General features: G+C 75.0%; 16 protein-coding genes. 8 read left to right on the forward strand and 8 right to left on the reverse strand.

The genetic code is table 11. The features are described 5' to 3' along the window. Positions 1–58: 58 nt before the first annotated feature. The 3 genes from ACFV4F_RS15095 to ACFV4F_RS15105 all read left to right on the forward strand — a co-directional run bounded on the left by ACFV4F_RS15095 (position 59) and on the right by ACFV4F_RS15105 (position 2425). The gene (locus ACFV4F_RS15095) at positions 59–1141 is read left to right on the forward strand and encodes an SDR family oxidoreductase (protein WP_380502631.1); all 1083 of its coding nucleotides are present in this window, start codon (positions 59–61) and stop codon (positions 1139–1141) included. Positions 1142–1177: 36 nt separating this feature from the next. Beyond that, the gene (locus ACFV4F_RS15100) at positions 1178–1843 is read left to right on the forward strand and encodes an HD domain-containing protein (protein ID WP_380502634.1); all 666 of its coding nucleotides are present in this window, start codon (positions 1178–1180) and stop codon (positions 1841–1843) included. Positions 1844–1963: 120 nt separating this feature from the next. Continuing rightward, positions 1964–2425 carry a hypothetical protein gene (locus ACFV4F_RS15105; protein ID WP_380447291.1) on the forward strand — a complete coding sequence of 154 codons (462 nt, stop codon included), beginning with the start codon at positions 1964–1966 and terminating at the stop codon, positions 2423–2425. A gap of 110 nt (positions 2426–2535) precedes the next feature. Here the strand turns inward: ACFV4F_RS15105 and ACFV4F_RS15110 are convergent, their stop codons facing one another. The 3 genes from ACFV4F_RS15110 to ACFV4F_RS15120 all read right to left on the reverse strand — a co-directional run bounded on the left by ACFV4F_RS15110 (position 2536) and on the right by ACFV4F_RS15120 (position 3939). Further along, complete coding sequence (locus ACFV4F_RS15110) at positions 2536–3135, reverse strand: class I SAM-dependent methyltransferase (protein WP_380502637.1); 600 nt, start codon at positions 3133–3135, stop codon at positions 2536–2538. Beyond that, a complete protein-coding gene (locus ACFV4F_RS15115) occupies positions 3132–3626 on the reverse strand; it encodes a hypothetical protein (protein ID WP_380444117.1) in 495 nt (164 codons plus the stop codon). The genes ACFV4F_RS15110 and ACFV4F_RS15115 overlap by 4 nt, the downstream gene beginning before the upstream one ends. A gap of 82 nt (positions 3627–3708) precedes the next feature. Further along, complete coding sequence (locus tag ACFV4F_RS15120; RefSeq protein WP_380444115.1) at positions 3709–3939, reverse strand: hypothetical protein; 231 nt, start codon at positions 3937–3939, stop codon at positions 3709–3711. Between the two features lie 152 nt (positions 3940–4091). Between ACFV4F_RS15120 and ACFV4F_RS15125 the strand changes: the two genes are divergently transcribed. Further along, positions 4092–4745 (forward strand): hypothetical protein, encoded by a 654-nt coding sequence (locus ACFV4F_RS15125; protein WP_380502640.1) that lies wholly within the window; start codon positions 4092–4094, stop codon positions 4743–4745. Between the two features lie 237 nt (positions 4746–4982). On the opposite strand, the gene ACFV4F_RS15130 is transcribed toward ACFV4F_RS15125, so the two are convergent. The 3 genes from ACFV4F_RS15130 to ACFV4F_RS15140 all read right to left on the reverse strand — a co-directional run bounded on the left by ACFV4F_RS15130 (position 4983) and on the right by ACFV4F_RS15140 (position 9817). Beyond that, positions 4983–7139, reverse strand: coding sequence for an acyltransferase family protein (locus tag ACFV4F_RS15130; protein WP_380502643.1), 2157 nt, complete (start codon positions 7137–7139; stop codon positions 4983–4985). Between the two features lie 136 nt (positions 7140–7275). Beyond that, the gene (locus ACFV4F_RS15135) at positions 7276–9030 is read right to left on the reverse strand and encodes a glycosyltransferase family 2 protein (protein WP_380502645.1); all 1755 of its coding nucleotides are present in this window, start codon (positions 9028–9030) and stop codon (positions 7276–7278) included. Between the two features lie 250 nt (positions 9031–9280). Next, positions 9281–9817, reverse strand: coding sequence for a GNAT family N-acetyltransferase (locus tag ACFV4F_RS15140; RefSeq protein WP_380444107.1), 537 nt, complete (start codon positions 9815–9817; stop codon positions 9281–9283). A gap of 318 nt (positions 9818–10135) precedes the next feature. On the opposite strand from ACFV4F_RS15140, the gene ACFV4F_RS15145 reads away from it, so the two are divergent. Then, positions 10136–11014 carry a lysozyme gene (locus ACFV4F_RS15145; RefSeq protein WP_380502648.1) on the forward strand — a complete coding sequence of 293 codons (879 nt, stop codon included), beginning with the start codon at positions 10136–10138 and terminating at the stop codon, positions 11012–11014. 50 nt (positions 11015–11064) lie between these two features. Here the strand turns inward: ACFV4F_RS15145 and ACFV4F_RS15150 are convergent, their stop codons facing one another. Together ACFV4F_RS15150 and ACFV4F_RS15155 are read right to left on the reverse strand one after the other, a co-directional pair. Continuing rightward, positions 11065–11430 carry a hypothetical protein gene (locus ACFV4F_RS15150; protein ID WP_380444103.1) on the reverse strand — a complete coding sequence of 122 codons (366 nt, stop codon included), beginning with the start codon at positions 11428–11430 and terminating at the stop codon, positions 11065–11067. A 118-nt stretch (positions 11431–11548) separates the two neighbouring features. Continuing rightward, a complete protein-coding gene (locus ACFV4F_RS15155) occupies positions 11549–12178 on the reverse strand; it encodes a maleylpyruvate isomerase N-terminal domain-containing protein (RefSeq protein ID WP_380502651.1) in 630 nt (209 codons plus the stop codon). Between the two features lie 206 nt (positions 12179–12384). On the opposite strand from ACFV4F_RS15155, the gene ACFV4F_RS15160 reads away from it, so the two are divergent. From ACFV4F_RS15160 to ACFV4F_RS15170, 3 genes are all read left to right on the forward strand, one after another. Then, positions 12385–13029, forward strand: coding sequence for a LysE family transporter (locus tag ACFV4F_RS15160; protein WP_380502653.1), 645 nt, complete (start codon positions 12385–12387; stop codon positions 13027–13029). Positions 13030–13129: 100 nt separating this feature from the next. Next, positions 13130–13906, forward strand: a complete 777-nt coding sequence (locus ACFV4F_RS15165) for a TetR/AcrR family transcriptional regulator (RefSeq protein WP_380444097.1) — start codon at positions 13130–13132, stop codon at positions 13904–13906. A 50-nt stretch (positions 13907–13956) separates the two neighbouring features. Further along, positions 13957–14286 carry a hypothetical protein gene (locus ACFV4F_RS15170; RefSeq protein WP_380502655.1) on the forward strand — a complete coding sequence of 110 codons (330 nt, stop codon included), beginning with the start codon at positions 13957–13959 and terminating at the stop codon, positions 14284–14286. Positions 14287–14295 lie beyond the last annotated feature (9 nt).

Consider the following 14295-nt stretch of genomic DNA (forward strand, 5'->3'; position numbering starts at 1 on the left):
GTGCTCCCGCATGCCCAGAAAATATACAGACCGGTCTACAGAGAATGGACGTCCCGCCGTGCCACTCCCCACCACCTTCGTCCTCGGCGCCACCGGCTTCATCGGGCGCTGGCTGGTCCTCGAACTCCTCACCCGCGGCGAACCCGTCGCCGTCGCCGTCCGCGGCGGCACCGGCAGCCCGCGCGACACCGCCCTCCGCTCGTGGCTGCGCGCCCACGGCACCGTCGACACCACCCTCACCACCGTCGCCGCCGACCTCACGGACCCCGGCCTCGGCCTCTCCCCCGACGACGACGCCCGCCTCGCCGCGGTCCGCGACGTCCACAACCTGGCCGCCCGCTACGAGTTCGGCCTCACCCGCGCCGAGGCCCAGCCCGCCAACGTCGACGGTGCCCTGCACGCGCTCCGGTGGTCCGCGACCCGCCCCCACCTGCGCCGCCACGTCCACCTCTCCGGCTACCGCGTCGGTCGCGACCCCCAGCCCCGGTACCCGCTCACGCCCCGCGAGACCGCCGCCCTCTACTCCCGGCTCGGCGCCTACGAAGCCTCGAAGCAACTCGGCGACGCAGCAGTGCGCGTCACGGCCGACCGGCTGGGCATCCCCGTCACGACCGTCAACCCGAGCAGCGTCATCGGGCACTCGGCCACCGGCGAGGCCGGGCAGTACCTCGGGCTCGCCCACCTCGTCCGGCAGCTCCACCGCGGCCGCCTCCCCCTGCTCCCCGGGACACGACGGACCTTCGTCCCGGTGGTCACGGTCGACCACCTGGCCCGCTTCCTCGCCGCCGTCCCCGCCCACGACCGGGAGCCCGCGCCGGCCCGCACCGTCCTCGACCCCGAGACCCCGGCCCTCCCGGACCTCATCGCCCTCCTCGCCGCCCACCTCGGCGTCCGCCCACCGCGCGGCCTCATCCCCGTCCCCGTGGTCCGCTGCCTCCCCCGGGCCCTCACCGGCGCGGACCCCGAGACCCTCACCTTCCTCTCCGAGGACCGCTACGACACCACGTCCGCCGACGAGTTGGCCGCCGCCACCGGCCTCGCCCACCCACCCGTCCGGGCCGCCCTCCGCACCTGGGCCACCCGCCTGGTGGCCGACGGCTTCGGAGCCGACCCCGGAGCCGACCCCGGAGCCGCCGAGTAGAGCGCCCACAGCCGGACAACCGGGTACGGTCGCCCCGTGAGCGCCGAATACAGCGAACTGGGCCTGCCTCCGACGGATCTCGCGCACGCCGCACTACGCCGCGCGAAGACCCTGCTCCCGACGGCGATCTTCAACCACAGCCTGCGCACCTACCTCTACGGACGTCTCCTCGGCGAGCGGCGCGGCCTGCGGCCGGACCGCGACTACGACGACGAACTCCTCTTTCTGGGCTGCGTCCTGCACGACTGCGGGCTCAGCGACGAGGGCGACGGCGACCAGCGGTTCGAGCTGGACGGCGCCGACCTGGCCGTCCGCTTCCTGGCGGAGCAGGGCGTGCCGCCGGACCGGACGGACGTCGTGTGGGACGCGGTCGCGCTGCACCTGGACCGTGAAGTCGCCCTGCGGAAGCGGCCGGAGATCGCGCTGGTCGCGCTCGGGGCGGGCTTCGACCTGGGCGGCGGGCCGGCCGCCCTGCCGGACGGCTACGCGGACCGCGTCCACCGGGCGCTGCCCCGGCTGCGCGCGGCGGCGGTCCTCCACGACCGCATCGTCGGCCAGGCGCTGGAGAAACCGCACAAGGCGCCGCCCTTCACGCTGGCCGGCGAGCTCGTGCGCCAGGCGACGGGACGGACCTGGCCGGCATGGGAGCAGCTTGCGCGATCGTCGGGCTGGAACGACTACGACGAAACCGCCCCTGCGTAGGAAGTCTGCGTAGGAAGTCGGACCCGCCGACTTCCTACGCAGAGCCTCGCGAGGTCGCCCCGGCGGCCGTTCTTCACGAAGTGCCAGCGGGCCTGACAGCCGATCGCCAAGCTGTACATCGTGAATGGAGCTACCAGCAGCACGGTCCTCGCCCTGATCGGTGTCCTCCTGGGGACCACCGGGACGCTCGTGGGGCAGCACCTGGCGACACGCGCCGAAGCGCGACGGGACCGACAACACCGCACGGACGCGGAGCGGGCCGAACGCAAGGAGGCGATCCTGGGCTTCCTCGCCGCGGCGCAGCAGGTCGAGTTGGTGCTGGATCGCCGGAGCCTCGGCCTGCCGGCTTCGGAGGACCCCGAGGACCAGAAGCTGCACGACCTGTGGCTGACCAAGAAGGCCGTCGAGTTGGTCTGCTCGCACACGGCGAGTCAGGCCGCACACGAGTACACCACGGCCCTCCACGAACACCTGCGGAACAGCGTGTCGCCCGAACGGCCCGCCAAGCGCGATTGCCGGCACGCATTCGTGGAATCGGCCCGAGCGGAGCTGGGGGGCGGGCCGTCGGGAATTCTCCGCTGACGCCCGCACCGACCGGGAACACGGCGCCCGGAGGCACCGGATGCACTGCGGGTAGGCGTGGTACGGGCGTCAGGGTTTCGGGGCGTCAGAACTCCGGGGGTGTCAAGGCGTCAGCCCGCCGCCTCGAAGGCCAGGATCGTCCACCCCACCCCCGGGCGACCGTGCAGATCGGTGCGGCTGATGCGGTGGATGGGGTGCAGGCCGTTGGCGGCGGCCTGGGCGACCGTCTCCTCCGGCGGGACGTCGAACATCCGACGGCCGGGCGGTACCGGGCCGTGGCGCAGCGACAGGATCATCCGGCCGCCGGGGGCGACCAGGCGGGCCAGTGAGGCCATCGCGGGCGGGCGTTCGGCGGGGGCGAGGTGCATCCAGACGGCCGTCAGGAGGACGAGGCCGAAGCGTTCCGCGCCGAGCGAGGGCAGCTCCGGGAGGGCGTCGGAGATCCATCTGACACCGGAGTCCCGGTGCAACTCCTCGCCGATGTGCCGGAGTTCTGGTGTCGGTTCGGCGGCGACCACCGGGTGGCCGAGGGCGGCGAGGGCCGCCGCGTCGCGCCCGGTGCCGGCGCCGACGTCGAGGACGGCGGCGGGCGGCGCGGGGAAGAGGTGGAGCATCTCGCGGTGCACCTCGGCGAAGGTGACGCTCTCGTACTGGACGGCCAGCGCCTGCGCCTCGGCGCCGTAACCCGCCGTGCCGGACGGCCCGTTCACAACGCCCCCCGCATGATCACCGCATCGCCGGCCGCCGCCGCGTCCGCGAAGAAGTCCCGCAGCTCCCGCAGGTCGGCGACGACCTCGGCGGCGAGGGTCTCGGACCACGGGGTCGCGAAGCCGAGCGCGACGACGGTCCGCGCGAGCACCGGGTCCTGCTGGCGGACCAGCTCCCCGAGGGCCGAGCCCCGCAGGAACACCGAGGCGGCGGCGACCTGTTCGGGGCGCAGCACGAGCACGTCGGGCTCCCCCGCCGGGCGCGGTGCGCCGCCGTGGAGGGGCAGGCGGGCCGCCGGGTCGGGGTGCAGGCCGTTCTCGGTGAGGGCGAGCGCCATCAGCCGCGCGGTGCGCCGTACGGCCAGGGCGAGCCCGGCGGCCGTCAGCTCGGCGAAGCCCGCGTCGTACCGGGAGGGGACGAGCGCGCCGAGTTCGGTCGGCGAGCTGGTGTCCACGGCCTGCCCGGGCAGGCGCCGCCAGAAGTGGTCGCTCACCCGAACAGCCTAGCGCCGCCGGATCATGCCGGGCGGGAGGGCACGGGCGCGAGGGCTCCGGACGCGAGGGCTCCGGACGCGGTCAGGCCTCCCCCGCGTGCCAGGCGGGCCACTCCCACGGGCGGTCGGCCCAGTGGACGCGCGCGGGGTCGTGGGGGTCGACGTCGGGGAACAGCTGGTGGATCCGGGGCTCGAACTCCTCGGGGGCCAGCGGCTCCCAGCCGTGGCCCTCGAAGTGGACCAGCCGGTAGCGGCTGTCGGTGCGGAACTCCGCGACATCGACCAGGTGGCCGGACGTGCTGTTGGTCTCCATGCCCCCAATATGTGGCGCGATGGCAATCCGCGCCCGTCCGGAACCCTCTTCCGGGTCATGTCCGGGTTTCGGCGCGCCCGTTGGGCCCGGTGGCTCGTTGAGCACGAAGCACACCACGAACCGGGGGGTACCGGACGCAGGAGGACATCGACATGACAGGGCAGCCCAGCGGCGGGCAGTGGCAGTGGCCGCAGCAGGCCTGGCAGCCACCGCCGGTTCCCGCCCCGCCGCCGACCGGGCCCGCCTACACGTCCGTCCCCCCGCCGCCGCCCGACGTGCCACCACCGGCGGCGCCCGCCCCGAAGCGCTCGCGGAGGACGTGGGCGGCCGCGGCGCTGGGGACGGTGGCGCTGATGGCGGCCGTGCTGGCGATGTGCGGGCCGGGGGCGGGCGACGAGGTGTCCGTGGTGGCCGTGCCGCAGGCGGCCTCGCCGTCCCCGTCCGTCCCGGCGGCGCCGCACCTGTTGCCGGTCCCGCCGCGCCCGGTGACGCCGGCGCCGTCCCCCCTGCCCGCGCCGACCCCCGCGGGCGGCGAGTCGGCGAACGCGGGCAGCGTCGCACCCATGGCGGAGGAGGAGCCGACGGCGACGGAACACGCCTCGGGCCCGCACCCGAAGTCGAGCCGCGCCCCGCACACGACGCCCCACCCGACCTCCGCCCCGGCGGCGTCCTCCGCCGGACGGGCCGGCCCGCCGGGGAAACCCCCGGCCCTGGGCCCGGGCTCCCTCTGCGACCAGGCCGAACGCATCGGCCGCTGGTCCGCCGACTCGGAACAGGCCCGCCTCTGCCGAAGCATCTACGGCTAGCCGGCCGGTTCGAGGGGGGGTCGGTGGTGTGCGGCGGAGAGGCCCGAAGCCACGAGGTGATGCGGGGCTTGGCCCGTCTCGCGGCCGCATTCCCAGGTGGGGACTCGACGGTCCGTCCGGTCGGCCGGTGGTGCACCCGGCGGTCCCGTTCGGCGACGATCGCCCCCGGGCCGGCCCCGCCTGCGCCCTGCCCGGGCGGGGCCGGCTCACCCCTCGACGCACGTCGCGCCCCGGCCGTCAGGCCGGGCCCAGCAGTGCCCTGTCCAGCCGCGGTGCCAGCACGCGCGCCAGCGTGTCGGTGATGTGGCCGGTGTCGCGGTACAGGACCACGCCCTCAAGGACCGCCGGGCAGTCGGGGCCGCTGCCCGGGCAGAGGAGCGGGCTGACGTCCACCACGCGGACGCCGTACCGCGCCGCCAGGCCGCCGTCGAGCATCGGGTCGGGCTCGAAGGCGGTCGCCCGGGGGAAGAAGCAGGCGTCGGAGCGGCCGTCGGAGGCGGCGAGGCAGGTGGGGACGTCCTTGCCGGCCATCGGGGTGTCGCCGAGGTAGGCGAGGGGCGCACCGGTGGCGGCGAGGCGGTCGAGGGTGCGGGTCCAGCCTCGGGCGCGTTCGTCCTGGCTGCCGTAGCGGTTGAGGCCGGCCATGAGGATCAGGCGTGGCCTGGGTCCGGCGGCGAGCCGGGTGAGGGTGTTCTCGCGCCAGCGGTCGCACTCGTCGAACGTCCGGCCGAGGACGTCGTTGCGCACCGTGAGGGTGGCCAGCGGGCAGCCGGGTTTGACGAGGACCTCCAGGGCCCAGTGCCGTTGTTCGGCGATGGCGATGCCGGCCGAGATCCACTGTCCGGCGTGCGAGTCGCCGAGCAGGACGACGCGGTCGGGGCTGTTCTCGTCGCCGAACAGGCAGCGCGGGCTGGTGTCGGCGTTGAGCGGGATCTCGCAGCCCTTGCCGGGCGGGAAGTCGGCCCGGGCGCGCGCGAGCGACGGCGTGAGCCCGGTGACGCGCGTGCCGGGGGCGAGGAGGCCGGGCCCGTCGACGGCGCCGGCCGGGGCGACGGCCGGCGTGTCGGCGGTGCCGAGGGCGCGGACGGTGCCGCCGCCGAGGGTGAGGCCGGCGATCAGCGGGATGACGAGCGCGCTGGCGCCGACGGCGAGGCCTCGGCGCGGGGCCGGGCTGCTGCCGTACCGCAGGGGCTGTTCGACGAGCCGCAGGGTGAGCCAGGCGGGCAGGGCGGCGGCTGCGACGAGGGCGAGCTGGACGGGCCAGGACAGCGTGCCGTACCGGGCCTGGGCGATGGTCAGCACCGGCCAGTGCCACAGGTACCACGCGTACGAGAGGCGCCCGGCGGCGCGCAGCGGGCGGGTGCCGAGGAGCCGTCCGGCGTCCGGCGCACCGCCCGGGCCGGCGAGGAGGACGGCGGCGGTGCCGAGGACGGGCAGGAGTGCGGCGGTGCCGGGGAAGGGCGTGGTGTGGTCGTACAGGAGGACCGGCGCGACGACCGCCGCGAGGCCGCCCCACCCGACGATCCGCCGTGCCCACCCACCGCGGCCGAGCACCCCGCCGAGCAGCGCCGCCAGCGCCCCCGCCGTGAACTCCCAGAGCCGGCCGACGGTGGAGAAGTACGCGAGCGGCGCCGACGTCTGCGTCCACTGGATGCACAGCACCAGCGAGGCGGCACCGACGCCCGCCGTCACGAGGAGGGTGGCGGCGGTGCGGCGGCGGCCGTGGAGGTGGCGGGCGAGGCCGAGCAGCAGGACGCCCCACAAGAGGTAGAACTGGTTCTCGACGCCGAGCGACCAGAAGTGCTGGAGCGGGCTCGGGTCGCGCCCGGCGGCGAGGTAGTCGGTCTGCTGCCCGACGAACCGCCAGTTGGCGTACTGCCCGGCGGCGGCGATCAGGTCACGGGCGAGGTCGGTGCCGCGCAGCGGGTCGAGCAGGACGCCGCCCGCGACGGCGGTGGCGACGAGCACGACGGCGGCGGCGGGCAGGATGCGGCGGGCGCGGCGGGCGAGGAAGTCGACGAGGCCGGGCGGACGGCCGGACGAACCGCCGGACGAACTGCCGGTCAGCAGGCCGGTGATGAGGAATCCGGAGATGACGAAGAAGACGTCGACGCCGACGTAGCCGCCGGTGAGGCCGGGCACGGCGGCGTGGTAGGCGAGGACGGACAGGACGGCGACGCCGCGCAGGCCCTCGACGTCGGGACGGAAGGCGGCACGCTTGCGCGGCGCGCCGGCATCGGGAACGGGAACGGCTGCGGGAACGGGAACGGCTGCGGGAACGACGGGCCGCTCGACCCGGACGACGCCGGGGAGCAGGGACGCAGAGTCGGAGGCGGTGTCGGAGTCGGATGAGGTCGGCGGTTCGGCGCTCGCCGGTGGTACGGCCGTCGGCACGGCGGGGCTCCTTGCTGGGCAGGCAGCGGGGATCGGGGGCCGCCTGGCCGATGGGGCGGCCGGGCGGCGGGTCCGCGCCGGTGGGGCGACGCGCAAGGAAGGGAAGAGCTCGTAGGACTCGTAAGGGGGGCGCGGGTCAGAAGACCAGCGGGTCGGCCCAGCCGGACGCCAGCAGGCCGCAGAGCAGCAGCACGGCGGTGACGGCGACGGCCTCGGCCCGGCCGAAGCCCGGGTCGGTGCGGCGCCGCGCGGGCGGGGCGACGTCGGCGACGGCGGCTCCGTTGCCGCCGCGCAGCAGGGGACACAGGGCCCTGATGAGCGGGACGATCGTGTACGCGGTGAGCGCGAGGAGCGCGGTGAGCGCCCAGTACGGCCGCCAGCCGTGTTCGGCGACGGCGCGGCCGAGTCCGGCGGCGCCCGCGAGGACGACGAGCCCGAGCCAGCCGACGCCGATCCGGGCGACGGTCCGGGCGAGCGAGCCGCCGCGCGACACGGCGCCGGTGGGCACCCAGTCGGCGCTGCGGCGGCGCAGCGCGTGCGCGATGGCGACCACGTGGCAGAGCCCGCCGAGGAGTTGGACGCGGGTGACCTCGAAGCGCCAGCGGGTGCGGGACATCGCGGGCAGCAGGACGAGGGCGACCCAGATCGGCGGCAGGAAGGGCAGGACCTGCCAGGGCCGGATGTCGTCCGGGGCGAAGAACAGCATGATCAGGGCGGGCAGCGGAACGGCGAAGACGTTCACCGCGCTCGTCACGTAGCCGAGGATGCCGTTCCAGAAGCAGAGCCGGGCGGAGCGGGGCAGCGGTCCCCGGCGGAAGTCCGGGTCGCGGACGAGGGCCAGGGAGCCGAGGCACCAGCGGTACTGCTGGCTGATGAAGGCGGGCAGGCCGGTGGGCGACATGCCCTTGGCGACCAGGGCCGGCACGTACCGGGTGGTCCACCCGGCGCGGGCGAGCGAGAGGCCGGTGTAGAGGTCCTCGCTGTGGTCGGTCTCGGCGAAGCCGCCGACGCGCATCAGCGCGGCGCGGCGGTAGAGGGCGTTGGTGCCGCAGCAGACGGTGCCGTCCTGCGCGTCCCGGGAGGGCTGGATCCAGCGGTAGAAGATCTCCTGGGTGGCTCCGGCGGCGCGTTCGAGCCAGGACATGTCGGCGTCCGTGTCGAAGCACTGCGGGCTCTGCACGATGCCGACCTCGGGGGTGTCGAGGTAGGGCACCAGGTGGTGCAGGAAGTCGGGGCGCGGGCAGAAGTCGGCGTCGAGGACGGCGATGATCTCGCCGTCGCCCTCGGCGAGGCCGTGGTTGAGGTTGCCGGCCTTCTTGAACCGGCCGCGGTCGGGCCGGGCGCGGTAGCGGAAGCCGTAGGACTCGGCGAGTTCGCGCACCTCGGGGCGGGCGGCGTCGTCGAGGACGAGGACGGTGAGTTCGCCGGGCCAGTGGACGGCGGCGGTGTGCCGGTAGGCGTTGTCGAGGACGGCCAGCGGCTCTCCGGCGGTGGGCAGCAGCAGGTCGACGCCGGGGTGCCGGGCGGGCCGCCAGGCGCGGATCAGCAGGTCGTGCGAGTCGCGCGTGTAGCGGCGGGCGCGCTGGCCGTCGGTGAGCGAGAGCAGCCAGGTGGCCGCGTTGAGGACGGTGAGGAGCAGGAAGGGCCAGAGCAGCGGCCGGCTCAGGGCGAACAGACCGAGGGTGGCGGTGGCTCCGGCGTAGGAGAGCGTCGCGCACAGCGGCACCCAGCGGCGTTGCGGGCCGAAGTACCAGTAGAGCTCGTCGTCGCCGGGCGGGGCGGGCAGTCGGTGGTCATCAGGGCGGTCGGGGTCGTCGGGCCGGCCCGGATCGGGTGTCCGGCGCGGGCCGGTGTCGGGTGCGGGCATGGCGGTGCCATGGAGTACGGGCATGCGGAATTGGCCCCCTGGGAGTGGGACGGAACGTCGGCCGTTCGAGCCCAGGGTCTCACATTGGCCTAGACCAATCATGAACGAGGTATGACATCTCCGCATCGGTGCTGGTCAGCGACTTTGACGGCACATCAGCTCGGGACCGCCCTCCAGGGATCATGGATCCGGACACGAGAAGACGCCCCCGGCCGTGCCTCGTGGGCAACGTCCGGGGGCGTCGGGACCGCGACCGCTCCCGTCGTGGAAAGGGTCAGATCTCCTTCGTCAGCGTCTCGAAGCGCAGGTCCTCGCGGCGCGGGATGCCGAAGCGCTCGTCGCCGTACGGGAACGGCGTGTAGACGCCGGTCCGGCGGTAGCCGCGGCGCTCGTACCAGGCGATGAGGTCGGCGCGCTGCTCGATCACCTTCATCTCCAGCACCGTGACGCCCCACTCCTCCCCCGCGAGCCGCTCCGCCTCGGCCAGCACGGACCGGCCGAGGCCGCCGCCCTGGAGGCCGGGGCGCACCGAGAACATGCCGAAGTAGGCGTGGCCGGCGTGGCGTTCCAGCTGGCAGCAGGCGAGGAGTTCGCCGTCCCGCTCGGCGACCAGGACGACGCCGTCGGGGTCGCCGACCGCCTCGGCGACGGCGTCGGCGTCGGTGCGCTGCCCGTCCAGGAGATCGGCCTCGGTGGTCCAGCCGGTGCGGCTGGAGTCGCCGCGGTAGGCGGACTCGACGAGGGCGACGAGTGCGGGCACGTCGGCGGCGGTCGCCGGACGGAAGACGGGCGGGTGAGCGGTCTCGGTCATGGGGGCGGTCCTTCCGCTTGCTCTGGTCTGTCGCGATCGGCCCAGGTGGGGCGGCCTTGCGGGCATCGTGTCACAGCCGTGGAGACCCCTGAGCGGCAGGCCCGGGGCGAACCGCGGACGACAAACGGGAGGCGCACGGGCAACGGGCGGACGACCGGGGCGCGCGGTGTCACCCCGCCACACGGGGCGGCGGTTCAGGATGTGGCCCCGGCGTCTGGTCTTCCTGGCGGGTGCATGGCTACTCTGCTCCCCGGCCGGGCCAACTCCCCGCCACACCGGCCCCATTGGGCCGCCACGCACCGGACCAGAGGAGTGTTCATGTCCAGCACTTCCCGCTCCGCCCGCACCACCAGATCCACCGCGACCCGCCGCCGCACCACGCTCGCCGCGCTGGCCGCGACCGTCGCGCTCGTCGCGGGCGCCGCCGCCCCGGCGTACGCGGACGCTCCCGCGCCCGCCGCCGCACCCGCCGCCCGCGGCGACCACCCCGAGCTCGACTTCGCCGGCTCCACGGTCGCCGCGCACGAGGGCGGCGACGCCGACCCGGCCGCGATCCGCTCGCTCGCCGTCACCCAGACCGCCGGGATGGACGTCTCCGGCTGGCAGGGCAGCGTCGACTGGGCCACGGCCGCCGCCAACGGCGCCACCTTCGCCTACGTCAAGGCGACCGAGGGCACCACGTACCGGAACCCGTCCTTCGCGCAGCAGTACAACGGCTCCTACGACGCCGGGCTGATCCGCGGCGCCTACCACTTCGCGCTGCCGGACCGCTCCTCCGGCGCCACCCAGGCCGACTTCCTGGTGGACCACGGCGGTGGCTGGTCCGCCGACGGCGTCACGCTGCCGCCCGCGCTCGACATCGAGTACAACCCGTACGGCGCGACCTGCTACGGGCTGAGCCAGGGCGCCATGGTCGCCTGGATCCACTCCTTCAGCGACACCGTCCTCGCCCGCACCGGCCGCTACCCGACGATCTACACCACGACCAACTGGTGGTCCCAGTGCACCGGAAACAACGGTGACTTCGGCGCCACCAACCCGCTCTGGATAGCCCGCTACTCCAGTTCGCCCGGCACCCTGCCGAACGGCTGGGGCTACCAGACCATCTGGCAGTACGCCTCCTCCGGCACCTTCCCCGGCGACCAGGACCTCTTCAACGGCGCCTACGACCGCCTCCAGGCGCTCGCCGCCGGCTGACGCGCGAAGGGAGCCCCCGGCAGATGCCCGGGGGCTCCCCTGCGTCGCGCTCAGCGCGGGTCGACGAGGTCCTGGGCGAAGACCGTCCCGAGCGGCTCGGGGCCCACGTACTGCTGGCAGTTGCACTGGCGCGGCTCGAACTGCACCGGCCGGCGCTCGGCGTCCCACGCGGTGGGCGCCTCGACCTCCTCGTGGCAGCGGCCCTGCTTGTCGTGCTTGGCCAGGTGGTGCGTGCAGCCGCAGACCGGCTCCGGCGGGCGCTTGGCCGCCTCCAGCGCGGCCTGCTGGCGGTCGGCCGCGTCCAGCAGCTCCAGCTTGCGCTCGTGCCGCGTCTTCAGCGCCCGGCGGGCGTTGTTGGCGACGTACCCGCCGCCGTACAGCACTGCCGGCACGATCCACCACGCGATGTCGAACATCGGCCCATCCCCCGTCGTCCCCGAATTCCCCCCTTGCGGGGTTCCGGCGCACATCGTACGCCTGACCTGCGGTGGAGGACCCAACGAGGACCCGACGAGGATCCGACGAGGACTCGGGTCAGCGGATCACGGGGAGCACCGCGGCGTCCGAACGGCCCGACGCCGCCTCGATGAACGCGACCGGGTCGGCCACCTCGGCGAGCAGCGCGCGGACCGCGCGCAGGGCCGCGTCGGCGGGCGGCGGGCCGCCGACGGCCGCGATCAGGTCGAGCAGGTGGACGGTCGCCTCCATGAGCGCCACCTCGGCCAGCGCGCCGATTCGCACGGTGCCGAGGAGCGGGTGGGCGGCGACGGTGTCGGGCGGGAGGTCCGCGCAGCCGGCCAGCGCGGCAGGGCCCTCGACCTCGAAGCGGGCGATCAGCCCGGCCGGGTCCGTCCCGGCGGCGGTCTGCTTCGCGGCGTCGGCGACCTGCCCGGCGGCGGTGTGCGCGAGACCGCCCGGCTGGTTGAAGAAGCGCAGGATGTCGGCAGCGGACTCCACCTTCGCCGGGCCGTCGACGATGGCGGAGCGCAGCTGCGTGAACGATTCGGCGCTGGGGGCGACGTGCGCGAACAGGTCCAGGACCGTCCACTCCGGCAGCCGGGTCCGCCGGGCCCACGTCTCGGCGTCCAGCCCCTTGCCGCGTTCCGCCCAGGAGAGCCAGGCCTCAGCCAACAGCTCGGTCGCGGGGGCGATGTGACGGGTCATTAGGTCTCCTCCGGCAGGGGCGCGGACAACGTGCGTCCACCGTAACCGAACGGCCCGGAAAACCGGTTGCCGGATGGGCACTTGAGACCCCACGATCGGGGCATGACCAGGACCTCCGCCCGCCCGCTGCCGCTTGCCCCCGCCGCCCGCCCGGCCCGGGCCCAGCAGCAGCGCCGCCACCGCCGGAGGCCCGACCGCGCCCACGCGTGAGCGCCGAGCTCGTCCCGGGGCTCCTCGCCGGCTACGGCATCGCCGTCCCGGTCGGGGCCGTCGGGGCCTACCTCGTGGCGCTCACCGCCCGCACCGGGCTGCGCACCGGGGCCTGCGCGGCCCTCGGCGTGGCCACGGCCGACGGGCTGTACGCGCTGCTCGCCGCCGTCGGCGGGGCCGGGCTGGCGCCGCTGCTCACGCCGGTCGCCGGGCCGCTGCGGATCGCCTCGGCGCTGGTACTGCTCGCCCTCGCCGTCCGGACGGCCGTCACCGCGCTCCGCGCCGGGTTCCGGACCGGGCAGGCCGTCGAGGCCGCACCGCCCGGACCGGCCAGGGCCTACCTCACGCTGCTCGGCATCACGCTGATGAACCCGCTCACCGTGCTCTACTTCGCCGCACTCGTCCTCGGCCGGCAGGACACGGCTCCGGGCTCGGCTCCGGGCTCGGCCGGGCGGGCGGTCTTCGTCGCCGCCGCGTTCGCGGCCTCCGCCAGCTGGCAGCTCCTGCTCGCCGCCGGCGGGGCCCTGCTGGGCCGGGCGCTCACCGGTCCGCGCGCCCGGCTGCTCACAGCACTCGCCTCCGCGGCGGTGATCGGCGGGCTGGCGGTGCACCTCCTCGCCGGTGCGCCCGGTTCACCCTGAATCGGAGCAGTTCATCCGCTTCGGTAGCACATTTACCTTGTATCCTGGATTCGTATCCCTGGACATCCCTCGCCGTCCCCCACCGCGAAGGAGTGCGGACATGGCCGAGCAGGACAGCCCCGGGCCGGACGACACCGGTCAGGTCGGCCCCGCACCCGACAGCCGCGCACACGAGGGCCCCGAGAAGCGGGGACGCCTGAACCGTCCGCTGGTGCTCCGCACGGCCGTCGCGCTCGTCGACCGCGAGGGCCTCGCGGCGCTCACCATGCGGCGCCTGGCCGGGGAGCTCGGCGTCGAGTCCATGGCCCTCTACCGCTACACCCCCGGCAAGGAGGCGCTGCTCGACGGACTGATCGAGGCCTACTTCGCCGAGGTCAACGAGCGACTGCGCAGCTCCGCGCAGTCCCCGGAGCCCGCCTGGCGCGCCGAACTGCGCCGCATCGCGCGGACGTTCGCCGCCGTCGCGCACGCCCACCCCGAGATCCTGCCGCTCGTCGCCACCCGCCCGCTCGCCGTGCCGATGGCCCGCCGGCCCGCGTCCGTGCTCGACCTCACCGAGCACATCCTCGCCGTCCTCGGGCGGGCCGGCTTCGACGACTCCACCGCGCTCACCGTCTACCGCGCCTTCGTCGCCTGGAGCCTCGGCTGCATGCTCGTCGACAAGCGCCAGGTCGTCGACAACGAGGCCGAGCCGGACCCGGCGCTGCGCCTGGGCCTGCACCGGCTGTCCGCCGCCGACTACCCCCGGCTGCGCGCGCTGGTGCCCCGGTTCGCGGACTTCGACGACGAGGCGGAGCTGCTGGCCGGCCTGGACAGCCTGCTCGACCGGATGCCCCCGTCCCCGCTTGACGGGTTCTACGGCGGCGGCGCATCCTGAGGATACGAGGTACACGTCGGACATATCCCCCGCGCCCGAAAGAGGCCGCCATGATGTCCGCCGTTCCCAACGAACCATTCCCCGACGACATCCTCCGCGTCCGCGTCACCGCCAGGGACGCGGACACCCTGCGCGCGCTCCTGCGCGAGGTCCGCCCCGACAGGGGCGGCAGCCCGAGCATCGCCCCCGACGGGAGCGTCGGCATCGACGCGTACGTCCCGGAGGAACTGATTCCCGCCCTCGAACGCGAGGGCGTCACGGTCGTCCGGATCGCGAACGCCAGCGCCAAGGGCCGGGCTGCCCAGGCCGAGGTCGGCACCGGCAACCGGTTCGCCGAAGGCGCCGTGCCGCGCGGCCTGGCCGCCAAGCTCCCCGGCTGACCAGGGAGG

It is taken from the genome of Kitasatospora sp. NPDC059722 (assembly GCF_042733235.1).
Taxonomy (GTDB): domain Bacteria; phylum Actinomycetota; class Actinomycetes; order Streptomycetales; family Streptomycetaceae; genus Kitasatospora.

What these genes read in the sequence shown, in the direction of transcription:
- ACFV4F_RS15145 (WP_380502648.1), top strand. Translation starts at nt 10,136, where the DNA reads ATGTCCAGCACTTCCCGCTCCGCCCGCACCACCAGATCCACCGCGACC.
- ACFV4F_RS15135 (WP_380502645.1), bottom strand. Translation starts at nt 9,030, where the DNA reads ATGCCCGTACTCCATGGCACCGCCATGCCCGCACCCGACACCGGCCCG.
- ACFV4F_RS15170 (WP_380502655.1), top strand. Translation starts at nt 13,957, where the DNA reads ATGATGTCCGCCGTTCCCAACGAACCATTCCCCGACGACATCCTCCGC.
- ACFV4F_RS15120 (WP_380444115.1), bottom strand. Translation starts at nt 3,939, where the DNA reads ATGGAGACCAACAGCACGTCCGGCCACCTGGTCGATGTCGCGGAGTTC.
- ACFV4F_RS15150 (WP_380444103.1), bottom strand. Translation starts at nt 11,430, where the DNA reads ATGTTCGACATCGCGTGGTGGATCGTGCCGGCAGTGCTGTACGGCGGC.
- ACFV4F_RS15140 (WP_380444107.1), bottom strand. Translation starts at nt 9,817, where the DNA reads ATGACCGAGACCGCTCACCCGCCCGTCTTCCGTCCGGCGACCGCCGCC.
- ACFV4F_RS15165 (WP_380444097.1), top strand. Translation starts at nt 13,130, where the DNA reads ATGGCCGAGCAGGACAGCCCCGGGCCGGACGACACCGGTCAGGTCGGC.
- ACFV4F_RS15125 (WP_380502640.1), top strand. Translation starts at nt 4,092, where the DNA reads ATGACAGGGCAGCCCAGCGGCGGGCAGTGGCAGTGGCCGCAGCAGGCC.
- ACFV4F_RS15155 (WP_380502651.1), bottom strand. Translation starts at nt 12,178, where the DNA reads ATGACCCGTCACATCGCCCCCGCGACCGAGCTGTTGGCTGAGGCCTGG.